General features: G+C 53.9%; 14 protein-coding genes, 5 tRNA genes and 1 rRNA gene. All 20 read right to left on the bottom strand.

All coding sequences use genetic code 11. The features are described 5' to 3' along the window. Positions 1-108: 108 nt before the first annotated feature. A complete protein-coding gene (gene rpsL / locus ABNH10_RS06235) occupies positions 109-480 on the bottom strand; it encodes a 30S ribosomal protein S12 (RefSeq protein ID WP_011587675.1) in 372 nt (123 codons plus the stop codon). Positions 481-699: 219 nt separating this feature from the next. Further along, positions 700-4,902, bottom strand: coding sequence for a DNA-directed RNA polymerase subunit beta' (rpoC, locus tag ABNH10_RS06230; protein WP_349385127.1), 4,203 nt, complete (start codon positions 4,900-4,902; stop codon positions 700-702). Positions 4,903-4,994: 92 nt separating this feature from the next. Further along, positions 4,995-9,137, bottom strand: a complete 4,143-nt coding sequence (gene rpoB, locus ABNH10_RS06225) for a DNA-directed RNA polymerase subunit beta (RefSeq protein ID WP_349385126.1) — start codon at positions 9,135-9,137, stop codon at positions 4,995-4,997. Between the two features lie 146 nt (positions 9,138-9,283). Continuing rightward, on the bottom strand, positions 9,284-9,661 hold the full coding sequence (gene rplL, locus ABNH10_RS06220; RefSeq protein WP_349385125.1) for a 50S ribosomal protein L7/L12: 378 nt from the start codon (positions 9,659-9,661) through the stop codon (positions 9,284-9,286). Between the two features lie 64 nt (positions 9,662-9,725). Further along, entirely contained in the window at positions 9,726-10,256 is a 531-nt protein-coding gene (gene rplJ, locus ABNH10_RS06215) for a 50S ribosomal protein L10 (protein WP_063519590.1), read from the bottom strand. A 306-nt stretch (positions 10,257-10,562) separates the two neighbouring features. Continuing rightward, positions 10,563-11,258, bottom strand: coding sequence for a 50S ribosomal protein L1 (rplA, locus tag ABNH10_RS06210; protein ID WP_011587670.1), 696 nt, complete (start codon positions 11,256-11,258; stop codon positions 10,563-10,565). Positions 11,259-11,261: 3 nt separating this feature from the next. Further along, positions 11,262-11,690 (bottom strand): 50S ribosomal protein L11, encoded by a 429-nt coding sequence (gene rplK, locus ABNH10_RS06205; RefSeq protein ID WP_011587669.1) that lies wholly within the window; start codon positions 11,688-11,690, stop codon positions 11,262-11,264. Between the two features lie 113 nt (positions 11,691-11,803). Then, a complete protein-coding gene (nusG, locus tag ABNH10_RS06200) occupies positions 11,804-12,346 on the bottom strand; it encodes a transcription termination/antitermination protein NusG (RefSeq protein WP_349385124.1) in 543 nt (180 codons plus the stop codon). 9 nt (positions 12,347-12,355) lie between these two features. Further along, on the bottom strand, positions 12,356-12,730 hold the full coding sequence (gene secE, locus ABNH10_RS06195) for a preprotein translocase subunit SecE (protein WP_349385123.1): 375 nt from the start codon (positions 12,728-12,730) through the stop codon (positions 12,356-12,358). A 44-nt stretch (positions 12,731-12,774) separates the two neighbouring features. Then, positions 12,775-12,850, bottom strand: a tRNA-Trp gene (locus ABNH10_RS06190). 66 nt (positions 12,851-12,916) lie between these two features. Next, positions 12,917-14,107 (bottom strand): elongation factor Tu, encoded by a 1,191-nt coding sequence (gene tuf / locus ABNH10_RS06185; RefSeq protein ID WP_349385122.1) that lies wholly within the window; start codon positions 14,105-14,107, stop codon positions 12,917-12,919. 157 nt (positions 14,108-14,264) lie between these two features. After that, positions 14,265-14,340: transfer RNA gene (locus ABNH10_RS06180), tRNA-Thr, on the bottom strand. 44 nt (positions 14,341-14,384) lie between these two features. After that, positions 14,385-14,458: transfer RNA gene (locus ABNH10_RS06175), tRNA-Gly, on the bottom strand. Positions 14,459-14,536: 78 nt separating this feature from the next. Continuing rightward, positions 14,537-14,620, bottom strand: a tRNA-Tyr gene (locus ABNH10_RS06170). Positions 14,621-14,697: 77 nt separating this feature from the next. Then, a tRNA-Thr gene (locus tag ABNH10_RS06165) sits at positions 14,698-14,773 on the bottom strand. Between the two features lie 83 nt (positions 14,774-14,856). Then, complete coding sequence (locus tag ABNH10_RS06160; RefSeq protein ID WP_349385121.1) at positions 14,857-15,504, bottom strand: SPOR domain-containing protein; 648 nt, start codon at positions 15,502-15,504, stop codon at positions 14,857-14,859. Between the two features lie 17 nt (positions 15,505-15,521). Continuing rightward, positions 15,522-16,259, bottom strand: coding sequence for a type III pantothenate kinase (locus ABNH10_RS06155; RefSeq protein WP_349385120.1), 738 nt, complete (start codon positions 16,257-16,259; stop codon positions 15,522-15,524). Beyond that, positions 16,256-17,218, bottom strand: a complete 963-nt coding sequence (locus ABNH10_RS06150) for a biotin--[acetyl-CoA-carboxylase] ligase (protein WP_349385119.1) — start codon at positions 17,216-17,218, stop codon at positions 16,256-16,258. Before ABNH10_RS06150 ends, ABNH10_RS06155 begins: the two co-directional genes overlap by 4 nt. Before the next feature lie 5 nt (positions 17,219-17,223). Beyond that, positions 17,224-18,906, bottom strand: coding sequence for an AMP-binding protein (locus tag ABNH10_RS06145; protein ID WP_349385118.1), 1,683 nt, complete (start codon positions 18,904-18,906; stop codon positions 17,224-17,226). A 762-nt stretch (positions 18,907-19,668) separates the two neighbouring features. Next, positions 19,669-19,773, bottom strand: a 5S ribosomal RNA gene (gene rrf / locus ABNH10_RS06140); the annotation flags it as partial.

Raw genomic sequence — 19,773 nt, 5'->3', positions numbered from 1 at the left:
CTTTGGGCGGGGAAAGCTTCAGGTGACTCCGGAACGGCATGCCGTCCGGACCTTACTCATCCCTCCGTAGCCACGTGGGCTACAGCATTCAGAAAAGGTAGCTAGGTATTACTTAGGACGCTTGGCGCCATACTTGGAGCGACGTTGCTTGCGATCCTGCACGCCTGCCGTATCCAGAGTGCCGCGTACGGTGTGGTAGCGAACACCGGGAAGGTCTTTTACACGACCGCCACGGATCAACACTACGGAGTGCTCCTGCAGATTATGCCCTTCGCCACCGATGTAGGAAGATACTTCATAACCGTTTGTCAGACGCACACGACACACTTTACGCAACGCGGAGTTCGGCTTTTTCGGGGTAGTGGTATACACCCGAGTGCAAACGCCGCGACGCTGGGGGCAGCCCTGCAGGGCTACGGAGTCGCTCTTTTCTACCTTGCTTTTGCGCGGCTTGCGCACCAGCTGGTTTACAGTTGCCATGAAACTACTGCCTCACGCTTACAGTTCTGTGACAGAAACCGTGAATTTACGGCCCATGCCACCCAATTACCGCCCATAGAGACCATGGGGGGCAGCGATTGTAGGGAGTCACCGGCATCCCGTCAAGGCACCGGCAAATCTCTACAGTTGCCCCCGGAGGGGCTTAAATGGCCGCCGCCATTTCTGACGGAAGCCATTATTGGTCCACAAGCTCTCAACTCACTCGTCTGAGGAGCTAAGCGCCTCGGACAGTGCAGCTTCCACCTCATCCATGGTCGGCGCTTCCGGCCCGCGCGCATCCGCTCGCTGGCGACGACGCTCCATGTGATAGGCATAGCCGGTACCAGCCGGGATCAGTCGACCCACGACCACGTTTTCCTTCAGGCCACGCAGGTCATCTTCTTTACCCGTTACCGCGGCTTCGGTGAGAACACGGGTGGTTTCCTGGAACGACGCAGCAGAGATGAAAGACTCGGTCGCCAGGGAAGCCTTGGTGATGCCCAGCAACAGTCTCTGGTACTGCGGCAGCATCTTGTCTTCAGCTTTCAGACGATCGATCTCTTCCATAACGCGGGCGTATTCTGCCTGCTCACCCTTGATGAAGTGAGACTCGCCCACTTCCTGGATCTCTACTTTGCGCAGCATCTGGCGGATGATCGTTTCAATGTGCTTGTCATTGATCTTCACACCCTGCAGGCGGTAAACCTCCTGCACTTCGTTAACGATGTAACGGGCCAGTTCAGACTCACCTTTAAGGCGCAGGATATCGTGCGGGTTCAGCGGGCCGTCGGAGACCACTTCACCCTTCTCGACCCGCTCACCTTCAAATACGTTGAGCTGACGCCATTTCGGAATCAGTTCTTCGTAGTTGTCATCACTGTTATCCGGAGTGATAACAAGACGAACCTTGCCTTTGGTTTCTTTACCGAAGGATACGGTACCGGTCTTTTCAGCCAAAATTGCCGCTTCTTTCGGGTTCCGTGCTTCAAACAAGTCAGCAACACGGGGCAGACCACCAGTGATGTCACGGGTCTTGGATGACTCTTGCGGAATTCGCGCAATCACGTCACCAACTCCGATACTGCCACCATCTTTCAGGCCACATAACGCACCGCCCGGCAACAAATACTGTGCCGGCATATCCGTGTTAGGCATGACAATAGGCTTGCCCTTGCTATCCAGCACCCGGATAACCGGACGCATATCCTTGCCCGCAGAGGGACGATGCTGGGAGCCGAGCACTTCAATATTGGTCAGGCCGGTCAGCTCGTCGGTCTGGTGGCTTACGGTGATACCTTCTTCCATATCACCAAACTGCACCTTACCTTCTACTTCCGCAATAATTGGGTGAGTGTGCGGGTCCCAAGTAGCAACCACCCGGCCACCACCAACTTCGTCACCCTCATTCACGGTAACGGTAGCACCGTATGGCAGCTTGTAACGCTCACGCTCTCGGCCCAGCTCATCAGCAACGGCCAGATCAGCCGAGCGGGAAACGATTACCAGACCATCTTTATGCTGCACGTGCTTGGCGTTATGGAAACGCACCTTACCGCCGTGCTTGATCTGGATGCTGGAGACTGCAGACGCTCGGCTAGCCGCACCACCAATGTGGAAGGTACGCATGGTGAGCTGGGTACCCGGCTCACCAATGGACTGTGCTGCGATAACACCGACAGCCTCGCCCACATTGACTTGATGGCCACGGGCCAGGTCACGTCCGTAACAGGTGGCACACACGCCCCAGCGAGTCGCACAGGTAATCGGCGAGCGCACTAGCACTTCGTCCACACCCATGGTTTCCAGCTGCGCAACCCAAACTTCGTCCAGCAACGTACCGGCTTCCACCGCTACTTCGTCCTGGTTGAGAGGGTTCATCACGTCACGGGCAACCACACGACCGAGTACACGCTCGCGCAGCGGCTCTACCACGTCACCACCTTCAATCAGCGGCGTCATCAGCAGGCCTTCTTCGGTGCCACAGTCGATATGGTTGACCACCAGATCCTGCGCCACATCCACCAGACGACGAGTCAGGTAACCTGAGTTCGCTGTTTTCAGTGCGGTATCCGCCAGACCTTTACGAGCACCGTGAGTAGAGATGAAGTACTGGAGTACGTTCAAACCTTCACGGAAGTTACTGGTAATAGGCGTTTCGATAATGGAGCCATCCGGCTTCGCCATCAGACCACGCATACCGGCCAGCTGACGAATCTGAGCAGCGGAACCCCGCGCCCCGGAATCGGCCATCATGAAGATGGAGTTGAAAGAGCCCTGCTCTTCGTCCTTGCCGTCGCGGTTTTTAACCACTTCAACACGGAGGTTTTCCATCATCGCCTTGGCGATCTGGTCATTGGTACGAGCCCAAATATCCACGACCTTATTATAACGCTCACCGCGAGTCACCAGACCGGAAGCAAATTGCTCCTCGATCTCGCGTACTTCCTCTTCGGCAGAGTCGATCATGGTGTACTTGGCATCCGGAATCACCATGTCTTCCACACCAATGGAAGAACCAGACAGCGTTGCTTCGCGGAAGCCCAGGTACATCAATTGGTCAGCGAAGATACAGGTCTCTTTGGTGCCGAGAATCCGGTAACAGGTGTTCAATAGCTTGGAGATGGCCTTCTTGGTCATGTTCTGGTTGACCATGTCGAAACCCAGACCCGCCGGCACGATATCCCAAAGCTTACAACGGCCAGGGGTGGTATCGGCGATGAAGGTACGCTCTTCCACGTTACCTTCCAGGTCTTTCACCACTTCATGCACACGCACCTTAACGCGGGCATGGATGTGCACCTGCTTGTTACCCAGGGCACGCATTACTTCCTTGGTGTCAGCAAACACCTGGCCCTCGCCCTGTGCATTCACACGGTCACGGCTGATGTAATACAAACCCAATACCACGTCTTGGGTAGGGCCGATAATCGGCTCACCGTTGGCGGGCGAAAGAATGTTGTTGGTGGACATCATCAGCGCACGGGCTTCGAGCTGTGCTTCCAGGGTCAGCGGTACGTGCACCGCCATCTGGTCACCATCGAAGTCGGCGTTGAAGGCCGCACACACCAGCGGGTGCAGCTGGATAGCCTTACCTTCAATCAGTACCGGCTCAAACGCCTGGATACCGAGACGGTGAAGGGTCGGCGCCCGGTTCAACATGACCGGGTGTTCGCGAATGACTTCAGCGAGGATATCCCACACTTCAGCGGTTTCGCGCTCGACCATTTTCTTGGCCGCCTTGATGGTGGTCGCCAGACCACGCCCTTCCAGCTTGGCAAAGATAAACGGCTTGAACAGTTCCAGCGCCATCTTCTTGGGCAAGCCACACTCATGCAGCTTGAGAGTCGGGCCTACCACGATCACGGAACGACCGGAGTAATCGACTCGCTTACCCAACAGGTTCTGGCGGAAACGACCCTGCTTGCCCTTGATCATGTCGGCCAAGGATTTCAGAGGACGCTTGTTAGAACCGGTAATGGCACGACCACGGCGACCGTTATCCAGCAACGCATCCACAGATTCCTGCAGCATACGCTTTTCGTTACGCACAATGATATCAGGAGCGCTCAGGTCCAGCAGACGCTTGAGTCGGTTGTTCCGGTTGATCACCCGGCGATACAGATCGTTCAGATCGGAGGTCGCAAAACGGCCACCGTCCAGCGGTACCAGCGGGCGCAGATCCGGCGGCAGTACCGGCAGCACGGTAAGGATCATCCACTCGGGTGCGTTACCGGAATCCTTAAAGGCTTCCATAAGCTTGAGACGCTTGGACAGCTTCTTCAGCTTGGTATCGGAGTTAGTGGATTCCACTTCCTCGCGCAGGACCTTGATCTCTTCGACCAGATCCAGCTCCATCAGAAGCTGCTGCACAGCTTCGGCGCCCATCTTGGCTTCGAATTCGTCACCAAATTCTTCCAGGGAGTCGAAGTATTCTTCATCGGTAAGCAGCTGCCCACGCTCAAGCGTAGTCATGCCTGGCTCGGTCACAACAAACGATTCGAAATACAGGACCCGCTCGATATCACGCAGGGTCATGTCCAGCATCAAACCGATACGGGACGGCAGAGACTTCAGGAACCAGATGTGTGCAGTGGGGCTTGCCAGTTCGATGTGGCCCATGCGCTCACGACGCACCTTGGAAAGAGTGACTTCTACGCCACACTTTTCACAGATAACGCCACGATGCTTCAAACGCTTGTACTTACCGCACAGGCATTCGTAGTCTTTGATCGGACCAAAGATACGCGCACAAAACAGACCATCACGCTCAGGCTTGAACGTGCGGTAGTTAATGGTCTCAGGCTTTTTAACTTCGCCAAAAGACCAGGAGCGGATCAGATCCGGCGGCGCAAGCGCGATGCGGATCTTGTCGAACTCCGTGACTTGTCCCTGACTTTTGAGCAAATTCAGCAAGTCTTTCAAGGCCAGTCCTCCGTAGTGAGCTTTCGCTCTAGATTCTTTCCTAAACCCGGGTAACCAGTGGCCCCGCCATCAACCTGGCGGAGCCCACTGACTTAGTCGTTTTCCAGCTCGATATTGATACCGAGAGAACGGATTTCCTTCAGCAATACGTTGAAGGATTCCGGCATACCCGGATCCATGCGGTGATCACCATCCACGATATTCTTGTAAACGCGGGTACGGCCATTCACGTCATCGGATTTCACAGTGAGCATTTCCTGCAAGGTGTAAGCGGCGCCATAGGCTTCCAGCGCCCACACTTCCATCTCACCGAAACGCTGACCACCGAACTGAGCCTTACCACCCAACGGCTGCTGGGTAACCAGGCTGTAGGAACCAGTGGAGCGCGCATGCATCTTGTCGTCCACCAAATGGTTCAACTTGAGCATGTACATGTAGCCCACGGTAACCTTGCGATCAAAGGCTTCACCGGTACGCCCATCCCACAACTGCACCTGACCGGAACGATCGTGCCCAGCCAGCTCCAGCAGCTCCTTGATCTCGAACTCTTTGGCACCGTCGAATACCGCGGTTGCCATAGGCACACCGCCTACCAGGTTCTTGGCCAACTCGATGATTTCATCATCGCTGAAGCTATCCAGATCTTCTGGAGTACCTCCAGCGCCAGCCTGGTTATAGATCTTGTCGAGGAAGACGCGAATGTCTGCGATCTTCCTCTGCTCGGCCAGCATTTCGCCGATCCGCTCACCAAGACCTTTCGCAGCCCAGCCCAAGTGGGTTTCCAGAATCTGCCCCACGTTCATACGCGATGGCACACCCAGCGGGTTCAAGACCACATCCACCGGCACGCCGTTCTCGTCATGCGGCATATCTTCTTCAGGCATGATCACAGAAATCACACCCTTGTTACCGTGACGGCCAGCCATCTTGTCACCGGGCTGGATGCGACGCTTGATGGCCAGGTAGACCTTGACCACTTTCAGCACACCATGGGCGAGGTCATCACCGCCGGAAATCTTGGCCTGTTTGTCCTTGTAGCGTTCGTCCTGCTCTTTCTTGTGCTGTTCCAGATACTGCTGAGCACGCTCAAGTTGCTCGGCCACATCGTCGTCAGCTGGGCGCAGTTCGAACCATTTCTCGGCATTCAGACCATCCAGAATTTCGCCGGTCATCTCAGCGCCACGCTTGAAGCCGGCACCACCATTGACCTTCTTGCCTACCATGACGGTACGCAGACGCTCCAGAATATCCAGCTCGAGAATACGGTACTCGTCTTTCAAATCTTTGCGGAACTGCTCCAGGGCAGCCTGCTCGATTTGACGGGCACGCTCATCTTTCTCAACACCGTCGCGGGTAAACACCTGCACATCGATGATGGTGCCTTTAACACCGGAAGATACGCGCTGAGAGGTATCTTTAACGTCGGAGGCCTTCTCGCCGAAGATGGCACGCAACAGTTTTTCTTCCGGGGTCAGCTGAGTTTCACCTTTCGGCGTTACCTTGCCCACCAGGATGTCACCGGCTTCCACTTCTGCACCGATGTAGACAATACCGGACTCATCCAGCTTGGATAGCGCGGCCTCACCCACATTGGGGATATCAGCGGTAATCTCTTCCGGACCCAGCTTGGTATCACGAGCAATACAAGTGAGTTCCTGAATGTGGATGGAGGTGAATCGATCATCCTTCACCACTTTCTCGGAGATGAGGATGGAATCCTCAAAGTTGTAACCATTCCACGGCATGAAGGCCACGCGCATGTTCTGGCCCAGGGCCAGCTCGCCCATGTCCACAGAAGGACCGTCGGCCATGATGTCGCGTGCAGCAACCTGGTCACCCACTTTCACCAGCGGACGCTGATTGATGCAAGTGTTCTGGTTGGAACGGGTGTATTTAGTCAGGTTGTAGATATCTACACCGGCTTCACCTTCGCTCACTTCGTCATCATTAACCTTCACAATGATACGCGATGCATCTACCTTGTCGACGATACCGCCACGGGTAGCAACCACACAGACACCGGAGTCACGGGCAACGTGACGCTCGAAGCCAGTACCTACCAGTGGCTTGTCAGCACGCAGGGTAGGGACAGCCTGACGCTGCATGTTCGAGCCCATCAAGGCCCGGTTCGCATCATCGTGCTCGAGGAACGGAATCAGGGACGCCGCCACGGATACCACCTGACGCGGGGAAACATCCATATGGGTAATGGTGTCCCGCTCCATCACGGTAAATTCGTAACGGTGACGCACAGTAACGAAGTCTTCTTCGAAACCACCCTCTTCAGTCATCTTCGCATCTACCTGCGCGATCACGCACTCGGCTTCTTCGATCGCTGACAGGTATTCGATTTCTTCACTGACCTTGCCGTCAATCACCTTCAAGTACGGAGACTCAAGGAAACCGTATTCGTTGGCGCGGGCATAGGTAGCCAGAGAGTTGATCAGGCCAATGTTCGGGCCTTCAGGGGTTTCGATAGGACATACACGACCATAGTGAGTCGGATGTACATCACGCACTTCGAAACCAGCACGCTCACGGGTTAGCCCGCCCGGGCCCAACGCAGAAACACGACGCTTGTGGGTGATCTCGGACAGCGGGTTGTTCTGATCCATAAACTGGGACAGCTGGGAAGAGCCAAAGAACTCTTTCACTGCGGCTGCCACCGGCTTGGAATTGATCAGATCCTGCGGCATCAAGCCTTCAGATTCGGCAAGGCTCAGGCGTTCTTTGACCGCACGCTCAACACGCACCAACCCTACACGGAACTGGTTTTCGGCCATTTCACCCACAGAACGTACGCGACGGTTACCCAGATGGTCGATATCATCCACCACCCCGTTACCGTTACGGATATCCACCAAGGTTCTCAGTACTTCAATGATGTCGGAGGTCTCCCCACCCATCTGCTCGAAGTACTGTTTGCCTTCTTCATCAGAGCGCGCGCTAAAGTAGCGACCGTCATAGAGGATACCTGGACCCGTTTCATCTTCACGACCAAGACGACGGTTGAACTTCATCCGGCCCACTGTGGACAGGTCATACCGCTCATCAGTGAAGAACAAGTTTTTGAACAGGTTTTCGGCGGCTTCTTTCGTCGGCGGCTCACCCGGGCGCATCATTCGGTAAATCTCGACCAACGCCTCCAGCGGCGTACGGGTCGGATCGGCACGAAGGGTGTCTGCCATGAACGGCCCGTTATCCAGGTCGTTTGTATAGAGTGTTTCAAAGTCAGTAATGCCACCTTGCTCAAGCTTCTCCAGCGTCTCCGCGGTCAGCTCGGTATTACACTCCACCAGAATCTCACCGGTATCCTGATCGATGATCGACTTGGCCAGGTACTTGCCCTGCAGGTACTCGGCCGGGATATCCAGGTATTCGATGTTGGCTTTTTCCAACTGGCGAATGTGGCGTGCCGTGATACGACGACCACGCTCCACCACGACCTCACCATCAGCCAGAATATCGAAGGTCGCTGTTTCACCACGCAGACGCTCCGGCACCAGCTTCATGCGGTAAATGCCGTCTTCCACTGCGATTTCGTTGGTGTCGAAGAACATCTCCAACACTTCGTCAGAGGTATACCCCAACGCACGCAGCAGGATGGTCGCCGGCAATTTGCGGCGACGGTCGATCCGTACAAAGACCTGGTCTTTAGGATCGAACTCGAAATCCAGCCAGGAACCACGGTAAGGAATCACCCGGGCAGAATAAAGCAGCTTGCCGGAAGAGTGAGTCTTGCCTTTATCGTGGTCGAAGAACACACCGGGGGACCGGTGCAGCTGGGACACGATTACCCGTTCGGTACCATTAATAACGAAGGTGCCGTTTTCGGTCATCAAGGGAATCTCACCCATATAGACCTGTTGTTCACGAATATCTTTAATCGCCCCGGATGATTCACGATCGTAAATCACCAGACGAATACGCACGCGCAACGGCGCCGCATAGGTAGTACCGCGAATGATGCATTCTTTTACATCAAAAGCGGGTTTGCCGAACTCGTAGCCGGCATACTCCAGCGCTGCATTTCCTGAATAACTTGCGATCGGAAATACCGACCGGAAAGCGGCTTCCAGACCTTCTTCCAGGCGCTCTTCGGCGCTCTTATCTTGCTGCAGGAATTTGCGGTAAGAATCAAGCTGTATCGCCAGGAGATAAGGCACCTCCATAACTTTCGGAAGCTTGCCGAAATCTTTGCGGATCCGCTTTTTCTCAGTGAATGAGTATGCCATCTGCGTTCCTCAGCTGTTGACCTATCACCTTGTGGTGATATTCCTATATGAAACCCTTCATACAGAAACGACAAAAGGCTGGCAGCCAAAAAGCTGCCAGCCGGCGTCCTTTCGCGAAACCGCGGAAAGACATAGCGCCAATGCGCTTACTTGAGCTCGGCTGTACCGCCAGCCTCTTCGATCTTTTTCTTGATCTCTTCGGCTTCTTCTTTGGTAGCGCCCTCTTTAACAGGAGTAGGAGCGCTTTCAACCAGCTCTTTGGCTTCTTTCAGACCCAAGCCACTCACTTCACGAACAGCTTTGATCACGCCAACTTTCTTGTCGCCGAAACCGGTCAGAACAACGTCAAACTCGGTTTGCTCTTCAGCGGCAGCAGCTTCGCCACCAGCAGCTGCGGGAGCAGCAGCAACAGCAGCAGCGGCGGTTACGCCGAACTTTTCTTCCATGGCCTCAATCAGTTCAACGAGGTCCATAACACTCATATCGGCGATAGCGCCGAGGATATCTTCTTTGGAAACGGCCATTTTCAATCTCCTAAATCACCACTGTGGTGATCCGATTAGATCGGGTAGTTACGCAACCTGAAAATCAGGCAGCACTCTGTTTCTGGTCCTTGACTGCAGCAACCGTGCGAACAAATTTGCCAGGCACCTCATTGAGGGTACGAACAAACTTGGCCACAGGGGCCTGCATAACGGACATGAGCTGAGAAATTGCTTCGTCGCGAGTCGGCAACTTGGCGAGGACATCGATATCCTGCGCACCATAAGTTACGCCACCCACGGCCAGAGCTTTTACTTCCAGCGCGTCATGGTCTTTGGCGAAATCCTTGATGAGGCGAGCAGCAGCGCCCGGGTCATCCTGGGAGAAAGCCAAAACAGTGGGGCCAACCAGTGCATCGTTCAGACACTCGAACTCTGTGTCTTTCACGGCGAACTTCGCCAGCGTGTTCCGTACTACTTTCAGGTACACACCGGTTTCACGGGCCTTACTACGCAACTCAGTCATCTGAGAAACAGTGAGACCACGATAGTCAGCAACCACAGCAGACAGCGCTTCAGTAGCAACAGCATTTACCGAAGCAACAATCGCTCGTTTGTCCTCCAGATTCAAAGGCATGATGTACCTCCTGGATTCACAAACATTAACCGTCAAAATCGACTGCAATCTGATTTTGAGGCGGTCGCCAAGGTCGGTTTCCCGACCATTATCGCGGAGCCACAACCTGAAAAAATCAGGAAACAACTACCGCGCCTGCGCAGGCGGTTACCCCTTAATCTCGGCGGCTTACTTACCTCATAAAGGCAGACACCAAAACACACCGAAAACCTGCGGTCTTTGACGCCCCGATAACGCTCACTACAGGTGACGCGGCATCGGGATCAAAGCCCTTTTGATCCTGCCTTTCGGCAGGATCGAAACTCATTACATCACCAGGGATGCCGGATCGATAGACAGACCAGGACCCATAGTGGTGGACAGCGTTACTTTCTTGAAGAAAGTCCCTTTAGCGGATGATGGCTTGGCCTTCTTGAGATCAGCAATCAACGCTTCCACGTTTTCTTTGATGGCATTGGTATCAAAACCCACCTGACCCACCGTGCAGTGGATGATGCCACCTTTATCGGTGCGGTAACGGACCTGACCACCTTTGGCATTCTTGACCGCCTGAGCCACATCCGGGGTCACGGTACCAACCTTCGGGTTAGGCATCAGACCACGGGGACCAAGAATCGTGCCCAACTTGCCGACAACGCGCATGGCGTCGGGGGAAGCGATCACCACATCAAAGTTGATCTCGCCACCTTGAACCTGTTCAGCCAGATCATCAAAACCGACAACGTCTGCGCCCGCTTCTTTTGCTTCTTCGGCTTTCGCGCCTTGAGCAAAAACAGCAACACGGACAGTTTTACCTGTACCGTGGGGCAGGACAGAGGCTCCACGAACGTTCTGGTCCGATTTACGCGGGTCAACACCCAGGTTTACCGCTACATCCACAGACTCTTTAAATTTAACGGCAGAAAGCTCAGCCAACAGGGCAACCGCTTCTTCCACCGGATACAGCTTACCCGCTTCAATTTTCTCGCGGATGGCACGGTTACGCTTAGACAGTTTAGCCATTGGTTAACCCTCCACATCCAGGCCCATGGAACGGGCAGAACCCGCGATAGTGCGCACAGCAGCATCCATATCCGCAGCGGTTAAATCAGGCTCTTTAGCCTTGGCGATTTCTTCCAGCTGCGCACGAGTTACCTTGCCCACTTTCTTGGTGTTCGGTTCACCGGAACCACTCTTGATACCCGCCGCCTTCTTCAACAGGTAAGCCGCCGGCGGCGTCTTCATGGTAAAGGTAAAGGAGCGATCGTTGTACACGGTGATTACCACCGGAACCGGTGCACCGGCATCCAGCTGCTGAGTCTGGGCGTTGAACGCCTTACAAAACTCCATGATGTTCACACCATGCTGACCCAAAGCAGGGCCAACCGGCGGTGATGGATTAGCCTGGCCAGCTGCAACCTGCAGCTTGATGTAGGCTTGTACTTTCTTCGCCATTTTAAGACTCCTTGGGTGCAAACGCCGCGTTTATAACGGGCTCCCCGCAGGTTGTCAAAACGCCTCGGCCACCGCTACGTGACCAAGGCACCTAATTCAAACGCTGAGCCTAATCAGGTTTTTTCGACCTGACCAAACTCCAGCTCAACCGGTGTGGACCGACCGAAGATCATCACAGCCACCTGCAGGCGGCTCTTCTCGTAATTCACTTCTTCAATCACACCATTGAAGTCAGCAAAGGGACCGTCATTAACACGAACCACTTCACCTGCCTCAAACAATGTCTTTGGCTTCGGCTTCTCTACTGCATCGTCCATGCGACGCAGAATGGCATCCGCCTCTTTCTGGGTAATCGGCGAAACACGACCCGGATTTTTGGGGTCTTCACCAATAAAGCCCATCACTTTCGGGGTTTCCTTGATCAGGTGCCAGGAGTCATCGCACATCTCCATCTGCACCAAAACGTAACCCGGGAAAAACTTACGCTCAGACTTGCGCTTCTGGCCACCCTTGATCTCAACCACTTCTTCAGTGGGAACCAGAATGTCACCAAAAAGCTCTTCCATAGAACGCAATTTAACGCGCTCTTCAAGGGCGCGTTTTACATACTTCTCAAAACCTGAATAGGCGTGTACTACGTACCAGCGCTTTGCCATGCTTACCCCTTAGCCAATAACCCAGGACATGAGCCCACCGAGAATCCAGTCGAGCACAAACAGCAACAGGGCCACAATCACAACAAAGACCAGAACAATCAGTGTGGTCTGCAAGGTCTCCTGACGCGTCGGCCACACAATTTTGCGCAGCTCGACCAGAGAATCCTTACGCAACTGGTTGAACGCCTTGCCCTGCTCAGTCTGCAGAGCAACAAACACCGCCACCAGAGAAACAGCAACAACACCGATCACCCGATAGAGGGTCGGCTGGTCGGAGAAATAGCTATTGCCCACTACGGCCGTAGCAACAAACCCCACGACCAACAACCACTTCACCGCCTCCAAGGCGGCAGAGCCGGAACGCGCCTGTGTTTTCTCGTTCATCTGACGATGCACCCCACCACGTTAAGTGGCAGTTTTGGGAAAATTGGCAGGCCAGGAGGGACTCGAACCCCCAACAGCCGGTTTTGGAGACCGGTGCTCTACCAATTGAACTACTGGCCTGTAACTCTAAAAAACCAAAACAAACTGGGCAGCGAGCCGAGCCCGCCACCCCTACTACCGAAAGACTTATTCAGTAATTTTAGCTACTACACCGGCACCAACGGTACGGCCACCTTCGCGAATCGCGAAGCGCAGACCATCTTCCATGGCGATCGGAGCGATCAGCTCAACGTCCATCTGCACGTTATCGCCAGGCATTACCATTTCGGTACCTTCCGGCAGAGTACATGCGCCCGTCACGTCAGTTGTACGGAAGTAGAACTGCGGACGGTAACCGTTGAAGAACGGGGTGTGACGGCCACCTTCGTCTTTGCTCAGGACATACACCTCAGCAACGAACTTGGTGTGCGGCTTGATGGAGCCCGGCTTGGCCAGTACTTGACCACGCTCAACTTCATCACGCTTGGTGCCACGCAGTAGCACACCAACGTTCTCGCCAGCACGACCTTCGTCCAGCAGCTTGCGGAACATCTCAACACCAGTACAGGTGGTCTTGGTGGTGTCGTGAATACCCACGATTTCGATTTCCTCGCCCACCTTGACGATGCCACGCTCTACACGGCCGGTTACTACCGTACCGCGACCAGAGATGGAGAACACATCTTCGATCGGCATCAGGAACGGCTGATCAACGGCACGCTCCGGCTCCGGGATGTATTCGTCCAGGCACTCAACCAGTTTCTGCACGGCAGGCATGCCGATTTCGCTGGTGTCGCCTTCCAATGCCTTCAGGGCAGAACCCTTGATGATCGGAGTATCGTCACCCGGGAAGTCGTAGTCGCTCAGCAGCTCACGCACTTCCATTTCCACCAGCTCGAGCAGCTCTTCATCGTCGACCATGTCCGCTTTGTTCAGGAACACAACGATGTAAGGTACGCCAACCTGACGGGACAGCAGGATGTGCTCACGAGTCTGCGGCATGGGGCCGTCAGCTGCGGAACATACCAGGATTGCGCCATCCATCTGCGCGGCACCGGTGATCATGTTTTTCACATAATCAGCGTGACCGGGGCAATCTACGTGGGCGTAGTGACGAGTTGGAGAATCATACTCTACGTGAGAGGTCGCAATGGTAATACCACGCTCACGCTCTTCCGGGGCATTATCAATACCATCGAAAGCAACGGCGCTGCCGCCCCATACTTCTGCACATACGCGGGTCAACGCGGCAGTCAGGGTGGTTTTACCATGGTCAACGTGACCAATGGTGCCTACGTTTACGTGCGGTTTATTACGTTCAAACTTTTCCTTAGCCACGACTCTTCACCTCTCAACTTGGCTGTGCTTTTTCGCCATATGGCGCGCATACACCCGATAAAGACACATTTAAGGACTGCGACTCATTGCGCGCAGACCACCTTGGCACCATCAAGACACATGAAGCCGGACCCAGGATATACCCGGGCCCGGAAACTGGAGCTCATGACCGGATTTGAACCGGTGACCTCACCCTTACCAAGGGTGTGCTCTACCTACTGAGCTACATGAGCATAACCTTCATGCCACCTTAGCGGCGACCAAACCTCTCCGGATCTGGAGCGGGTAGCGGGAATCGAACCCGCATCATCAGCTTGGAAGGCTGAGGTTCTACCTTTGAACTATACCCGCTAACCTTGTTTTGCTTTCCAGCAACCCGGCTCTCTGATTCCCCTAACGGCTTTTGCCGCTCAACGAAATCAATGTATCTGGTGGAGGGGGGAGGATTCGAACCTCCGAAGCTTTCGCGTCAGATTTACAGTCTGATCCCTTTGGCCACTCGGGAACCCCTCCAGAAAAGGGCCTACATTCTCTTTACGCTTCAACAACTTGTCAACTTGTTTTCAAGTAGTTACCCAGCGTTTATAAATTGGAGCTGGCGAGAGGAGTCGAACCCCCGACCGGCTGATTACAAATCAGCTGCTCTACCAACTGAGCTACGCCAGCTCACAAGGGTTGCGAATTCTATAGAAAGGTATGGAGGTACGCAATCCACTTAGACATCAAACGCCTAATAATTGCGCATCAACTCAATAACAGGACACCCTATCCCAACTAAGCGACTGATTTGCCTCAAGAAATACTTTTAAGTCAGGGCTATCTTCAGCCTGCGAATCAGACAGGTACACCCAATATTCCGTCACATCGCGGGAGGTTTCACGAACAAACGCCGGATAACCCGCATTTTGCATCTTTACACGGAGCCCTTCTGCCGACTCAGCACTGGAAAAATAGCCCAGCGAAATAGCATTGGCATCCTCCCCGTCTTTGACGATAAAGCTGTCCACTCCATGATTCTGTAACTCATGCAGTACGCGCAGCGCCCGCTCTCTATCCCCGTAAGGGGGCAGATAGACCCAGTTAAGCCGGTCCTTTTGCACACTCAAACCTCTTACCCGACCCGACAAGCCAATGGCTTTAAGCTGCACCGCACCCGCTTTAGCTTTCTCGCGGGTTCTCCAAGGGCCCACCACCGGGCACAAGCTCCCGCCAGATACACCGGGACCTCTTCTACTCTGCGGCTGAGGCTGCTCTGCAAGCAACTGCAGTCGCTCACCACCCGCAGGCTTGGGAATAGGCAGATTCAAGGATGCAGGCTCGGGGGCCAGTGATTTGACCAACTGAAAACCTGCGTAGACCAGATTGATCACCAGCAAACTGTAGAATATCCACCGCACAGGTGTTCCCCCATCATTTATTGTTGTCGTGCTGCTACCCGCTCCAACCCATCCAGGACTAAATCAGCGGCATGCAGGAACTCAAACGTAAACGCACCGATGAGCTCCGGGGCATCTCCGCCGGTAACCAGCACTTTGCAAGTATCATCAAGCACTTGGCGCAGTTCAAGCACCACCTCCGTGACAAAGGCCACAGACATGCGCAAGAGTCCGTTATGGACACACTCACCGGTAGACCGCCCCAACCCCAATTGCGCCATTCCCGGCTCAATGTGCACATCCGATGTGTCTCGCAACAAGGCGCCTCGCAGCATCCCAAGGCCCGGCACAATGTAGCCGCCAAGAAAAGTGCCCCGCGAATCAACAGCATCAATAGTCAACGCACTGCCACAGTCTATAATGATGGAGGCGCCATAACGCTGAAAGCCTTCGATCATTGCCACCCAACGGTCCACCCCCAGCTTTCTCGGCTCTGGATAACAACTTTCCACCCCAAAATCTGACTGACATGAATAATAGAAACGGGGCTCGCAACGAGTAGCCCTCTTCAGGCAATAAGCAATTGCCGCATCAGCCTCCGGCCCGGCCACCGAGGCCACCCATACTTCACTCGGCATGCCTGCTGCTGATCTCAGCATGATATCAACCACTCGCGACCACTCACGCTCATGGCGGCCTCCGCCTTGATGTATGCCATCACCATCGCGGTAGCGCCACTTCATGGCGGTATTCCCCACATCAACAAACAGCATCATTGAATTCTCAAACTCACTTCTCCTCCATAGAGAGAACGGATCCCATCGTCAGTTTCCAGCAACAACGCACCATCAGACGCCACCCCGACAGCAACCCCGACAAGATTCTGACCTGTAGCACTGACCATCACTTTTTTTCCGGACACGGCATCAAAGCCTGCAAACGCACCCTTAAAGGCATCAAACCCTTTCGCTTGAAAAAGTGGCAGCATCGCCATTAACCGAACAATTACTTGGCTTGCCAGCTCCGTTCGCGAGGGCATCGCCGTTAGCACAGTGGCTAGGTCGACCCACCGCTGGTCAATCAACTCCGCCTGAGCGGCAGTCATACGACCATTGAGACCAACACCAATCACCACATCCACCCTGCCCTCCATTTCGCCTGCCAGCTCAATCAATACGCCGCCAACCTTCGCGCCATTCACTAACAAATCGTTGGGCCACTTGAGCGTAACAGGAAGTGAGGGGTCGAACGCTCGCAACGCCTCACCCACCACGACACCAACCGCCAGACTCAAGCCGCCTAGAGCAGCAAAGCCACCACTTAACGTGAAGCGAATGGAAACATAGAGGTTAGCCGCAAAAGGAGACTGCCAAGTACGGCCGCGCCGGCCTCGACCTGCTTGCTGACATTCGGTAATGAAAACTTGAGGGCGATAAACTGGCCCCTTGAGAGCCAATGCATCTTCATTGGTAGAGCCTGTTACCCACTGATAATGCAGATCTGCAGCGCCACCCAGCTGACGCCTGACGGTGTCTGGATCAATCAATTCCAGAGGCTGAGCCAGCCGATAGCCCTTTCCTTTCACAGACTCAAGGGCAAGACCAAAATCAGCAAGGCGTTGTATTCGCTTCCAGACTCCCGCCCTGGAGATGCCAAGCACATCTCCAAGTTCAGAGCCAGAACGAAACGAACCGTCTGAAAGAAGACGAACCAGCGCCAGGTCCGCCTCCTTCATCTCGCTCAAGCCTCCCAAACCACCCCGCGTGTCTTAGACCACTGAACAATAGCGTCATTATAACGTTTTTCAATTTCGTTACGCTTCAACTTCAGCGTGGGGGTGATCAGGTTGTTCTCCACGGTCCAGGCATCCTTACACACAATTAAGGTGGTCATACGCTCATGGGGGTCCAGCACTTCATTAACGCGAATCAATAACTTCTCCAGCTCTTTATGGAAACGCTCTTTTTCGCTGCTCTTACTCAACCGCTCCTGCTCCTCCGGAGTAATATTAAGTAATGCCACCGGCTGCCCCATCCCTTGGCCAATCACGCAGGCTAATTCGAGGCCCGGCATTGTCGACAGACGATTTTCGATGGGTGCCGGCGCAACGTACTTTCCCTTCTCCGTCTTGAAAATTTCTTTAACCCGGCCAGTGATACGCAGGCGACCCTTGCCGTCGATTTCGCCCACATCCCCAGTGTGCAACCAACCGTCCTCCGTCAAATCTTCTGCAGTTTTATCTGGCTGCTTGTAGTAACCCTTCAGATTGCCCACGCTACGCACCAGAATCTCACCACCCTCGCCAATGCGGCACTCAACACCATCATTGGGCGTACCAACCCAACCCATCTGTTGATCGCCCTCTTCCGTAGAATGGGACCAAGCCAGGTTTTCGGTCATGCCGTAGCCTTCAAGAATTTCCAGATCCAGTTTTTTAAACCAGGCAATAATCTCGGGGGACAGCGCAGCAGCACCTGACAGCGCGATACGGCATTCATCCAGCCCCATGGCACCAAGTACCTTCTTCTTGATAACCTTGTTGAGGATTGGAATCTTCAGTAAAAGATTCAGTTTTTTCGGTGGCAGCGCCTCAGAGGCTTTTTGATAAAACTTAGACCAGATACGCGGCACGGCAAAAAAGACCGTCGGCTGCGCGCGCTTGATGTCTTCACCGAAGGTATCAAGCGAATCGGCGAAGAAAATTTTGTTGCCCACATAAAGAACGGCGATTTCCACAGCCACACGCTCAGCCACATGAGACAGCGGCAAATAAGAAATCATGCGTCCGTCCGGCTTCAGGTTATACAGACTGATCATCTTTTCCCCCACAGTGGAAAGACCTTCAAAGTCGTGCATTACCCCCTTCGGCATCCCCGTGGTGCCCGAAGTGTAAACAATGGTAGCGAGGTCGGTCAGGGCCGGAGCGTTTACGTCAAGCAAAGGTACCGTGTCACGGATTATATCAGGCCACTTTGGGAAAGCCTGGAGCACGTCTGCCGGCGCCAAGCTCAAAGCGATCTGCTTAACACCGTCAGGTACACCGGCTTTCATTATCTCCCAGTCGTCAAGCTTGCCAACAAAAAGGAATTTGGATTCACTGTGCTCCATAATTTGCCGAACGGTTTCAGCCACAAGAGTCGGATATAAGGGAACGCTGACGCCTCCTGCCATCCAAATCGCAACATCGGTAATAATCCACTCGGCACAGTTTTTAGAAACCAGCGCAACATGGTCACCTTTCTGCATCCCTTGGGACTGCAAATACGCCGCCATCTTGCGCGCTTCTTCATCCACCTGCTTCCAAGTGTATTCACGCAGCTCGCCACCACCTAAAGGCTGAACAAACGCTACTGCGTCACCCTGTTTCGAACAGAGTTGAGCCAGTGCATTAAGGGGAGTGATCGCACTCTTGTCTGTTATCATAATTCTCAACCTTTCCCGAGTTTAAGATCCAATGAAACGGCCAGCTAAAAGCAAACCGGAGCAGGCAAATCCTGCGAATTCCGTCAACGATGTTATGCAAATGGCCGGGCATCAATCCACTGAAGAGGACTTCGTCACGCAGGAATACCCCTCCTGCAACACCCCTTTCATTGCCATCCCAGAACAGCAAAAGTAACCATACCACTTTCCCTCACCACTATGGAGCCCTTCAATATCATGTAAACGCTTGTTTACTTTACAAATAACCAATACCCGAGAGCAAAGAGCAGAACCTTACAGGTACTGAAAAAAGAATATTACGAAACGCCATTTGGAAGGAAGCAACTGAATACAATTTAGCACCACATACCCCCCCATTATCAAACAAGCCACGCTTGAATAATCTGGTAGACCGACTTGTGGTATCGACTAACGAGGCGTGCCAGTCTGAGGGACCCGAGAGGGAGGACTGAAGGGAACAGCTACTGCTATGGATCTCCGCCCATCGCGACAGCACTCGACAGCTGCCCGCTTCAGGACGCAGCGCACAAGACGCTTCTCAACAGCTTGGTAGCTAGCGAACATGCTAGTGTTTCTCTCGTGACAAAAGGTGTAGCAAGGGCGCGTCCTGTCAAAGGATCGAGGGGGCAGGGAAGTAGAAGAAATATCGCCGATGATTCTAATCCGAATCCGGGCCAAACAAATAAACCCCCAATAAAAAACCCCCGTCACAGAAGTGACGAGGGTTTTTCGTATTTAAGAGCCTGACGATGACCTACTCTCGCATGGGGAAGCCCCACACTACCATCGGCGATGTATTGTTTCACTTCTGAGTTCGGCATGGGATCAGGTGGTTCCAATACTCTA

Origin of the sequence: Alcanivorax sp. (genome assembly GCF_040119285.1) — a bacterium.
Taxonomy (GTDB): domain Bacteria; phylum Pseudomonadota; class Gammaproteobacteria; order Pseudomonadales; family Alcanivoracaceae; genus Alcanivorax.
The sequence above is the reverse complement of the archived record's forward strand: the minus strand, read 5'-3'. Positions and strand labels throughout refer to the sequence as shown.

Excerpts from the sequence above, each read along its gene's own strand:
- ABNH10_RS06145 (WP_349385118.1), bottom strand. The coding sequence starts at position 18,906 with ATGATAACAGACAAGAGTGCGATCACTCCCCTTAATGCACTGGCTCAA.
- secE (WP_349385123.1), bottom strand. The coding sequence starts at position 12,730 with ATGAACGAGAAAACACAGGCGCGTTCCGGCTCTGCCGCCTTGGAGGCG.
- ABNH10_RS06155 (WP_349385120.1), bottom strand. The coding sequence starts at position 16,259 with ATGATGCTGTTTGTTGATGTGGGGAATACCGCCATGAAGTGGCGCTAC.
- rplJ (WP_063519590.1), bottom strand. The coding sequence starts at position 10,256 with ATGCCTTTGAATCTGGAGGACAAACGAGCGATTGTTGCTTCGGTAAAT.
- rplA (WP_011587670.1), bottom strand. The coding sequence starts at position 11,258 with ATGGCTAAACTGTCTAAGCGTAACCGTGCCATCCGCGAGAAAATTGAA.
- rplL (WP_349385125.1), bottom strand. The coding sequence starts at position 9,661 with ATGGCCGTTTCCAAAGAAGATATCCTCGGCGCTATCGCCGATATGAGT.
- rpsL (WP_011587675.1), bottom strand. The coding sequence starts at position 480 with ATGGCAACTGTAAACCAGCTGGTGCGCAAGCCGCGCAAAAGCAAGGTA.
- ABNH10_RS06150 (WP_349385119.1), bottom strand. The coding sequence starts at position 17,218 with ATGAAGGAGGCGGACCTGGCGCTGGTTCGTCTTCTTTCAGACGGTTCG.
- rpoB (WP_349385126.1), bottom strand. The coding sequence starts at position 9,137 with ATGGCATACTCATTCACTGAGAAAAAGCGGATCCGCAAAGATTTCGGC.
- rplK (WP_011587669.1), bottom strand. The coding sequence starts at position 11,690 with ATGGCGAAGAAAGTACAAGCCTACATCAAGCTGCAGGTTGCAGCTGGC.
- nusG (WP_349385124.1), bottom strand. The coding sequence starts at position 12,346 with ATGGCAAAGCGCTGGTACGTAGTACACGCCTATTCAGGTTTTGAGAAG.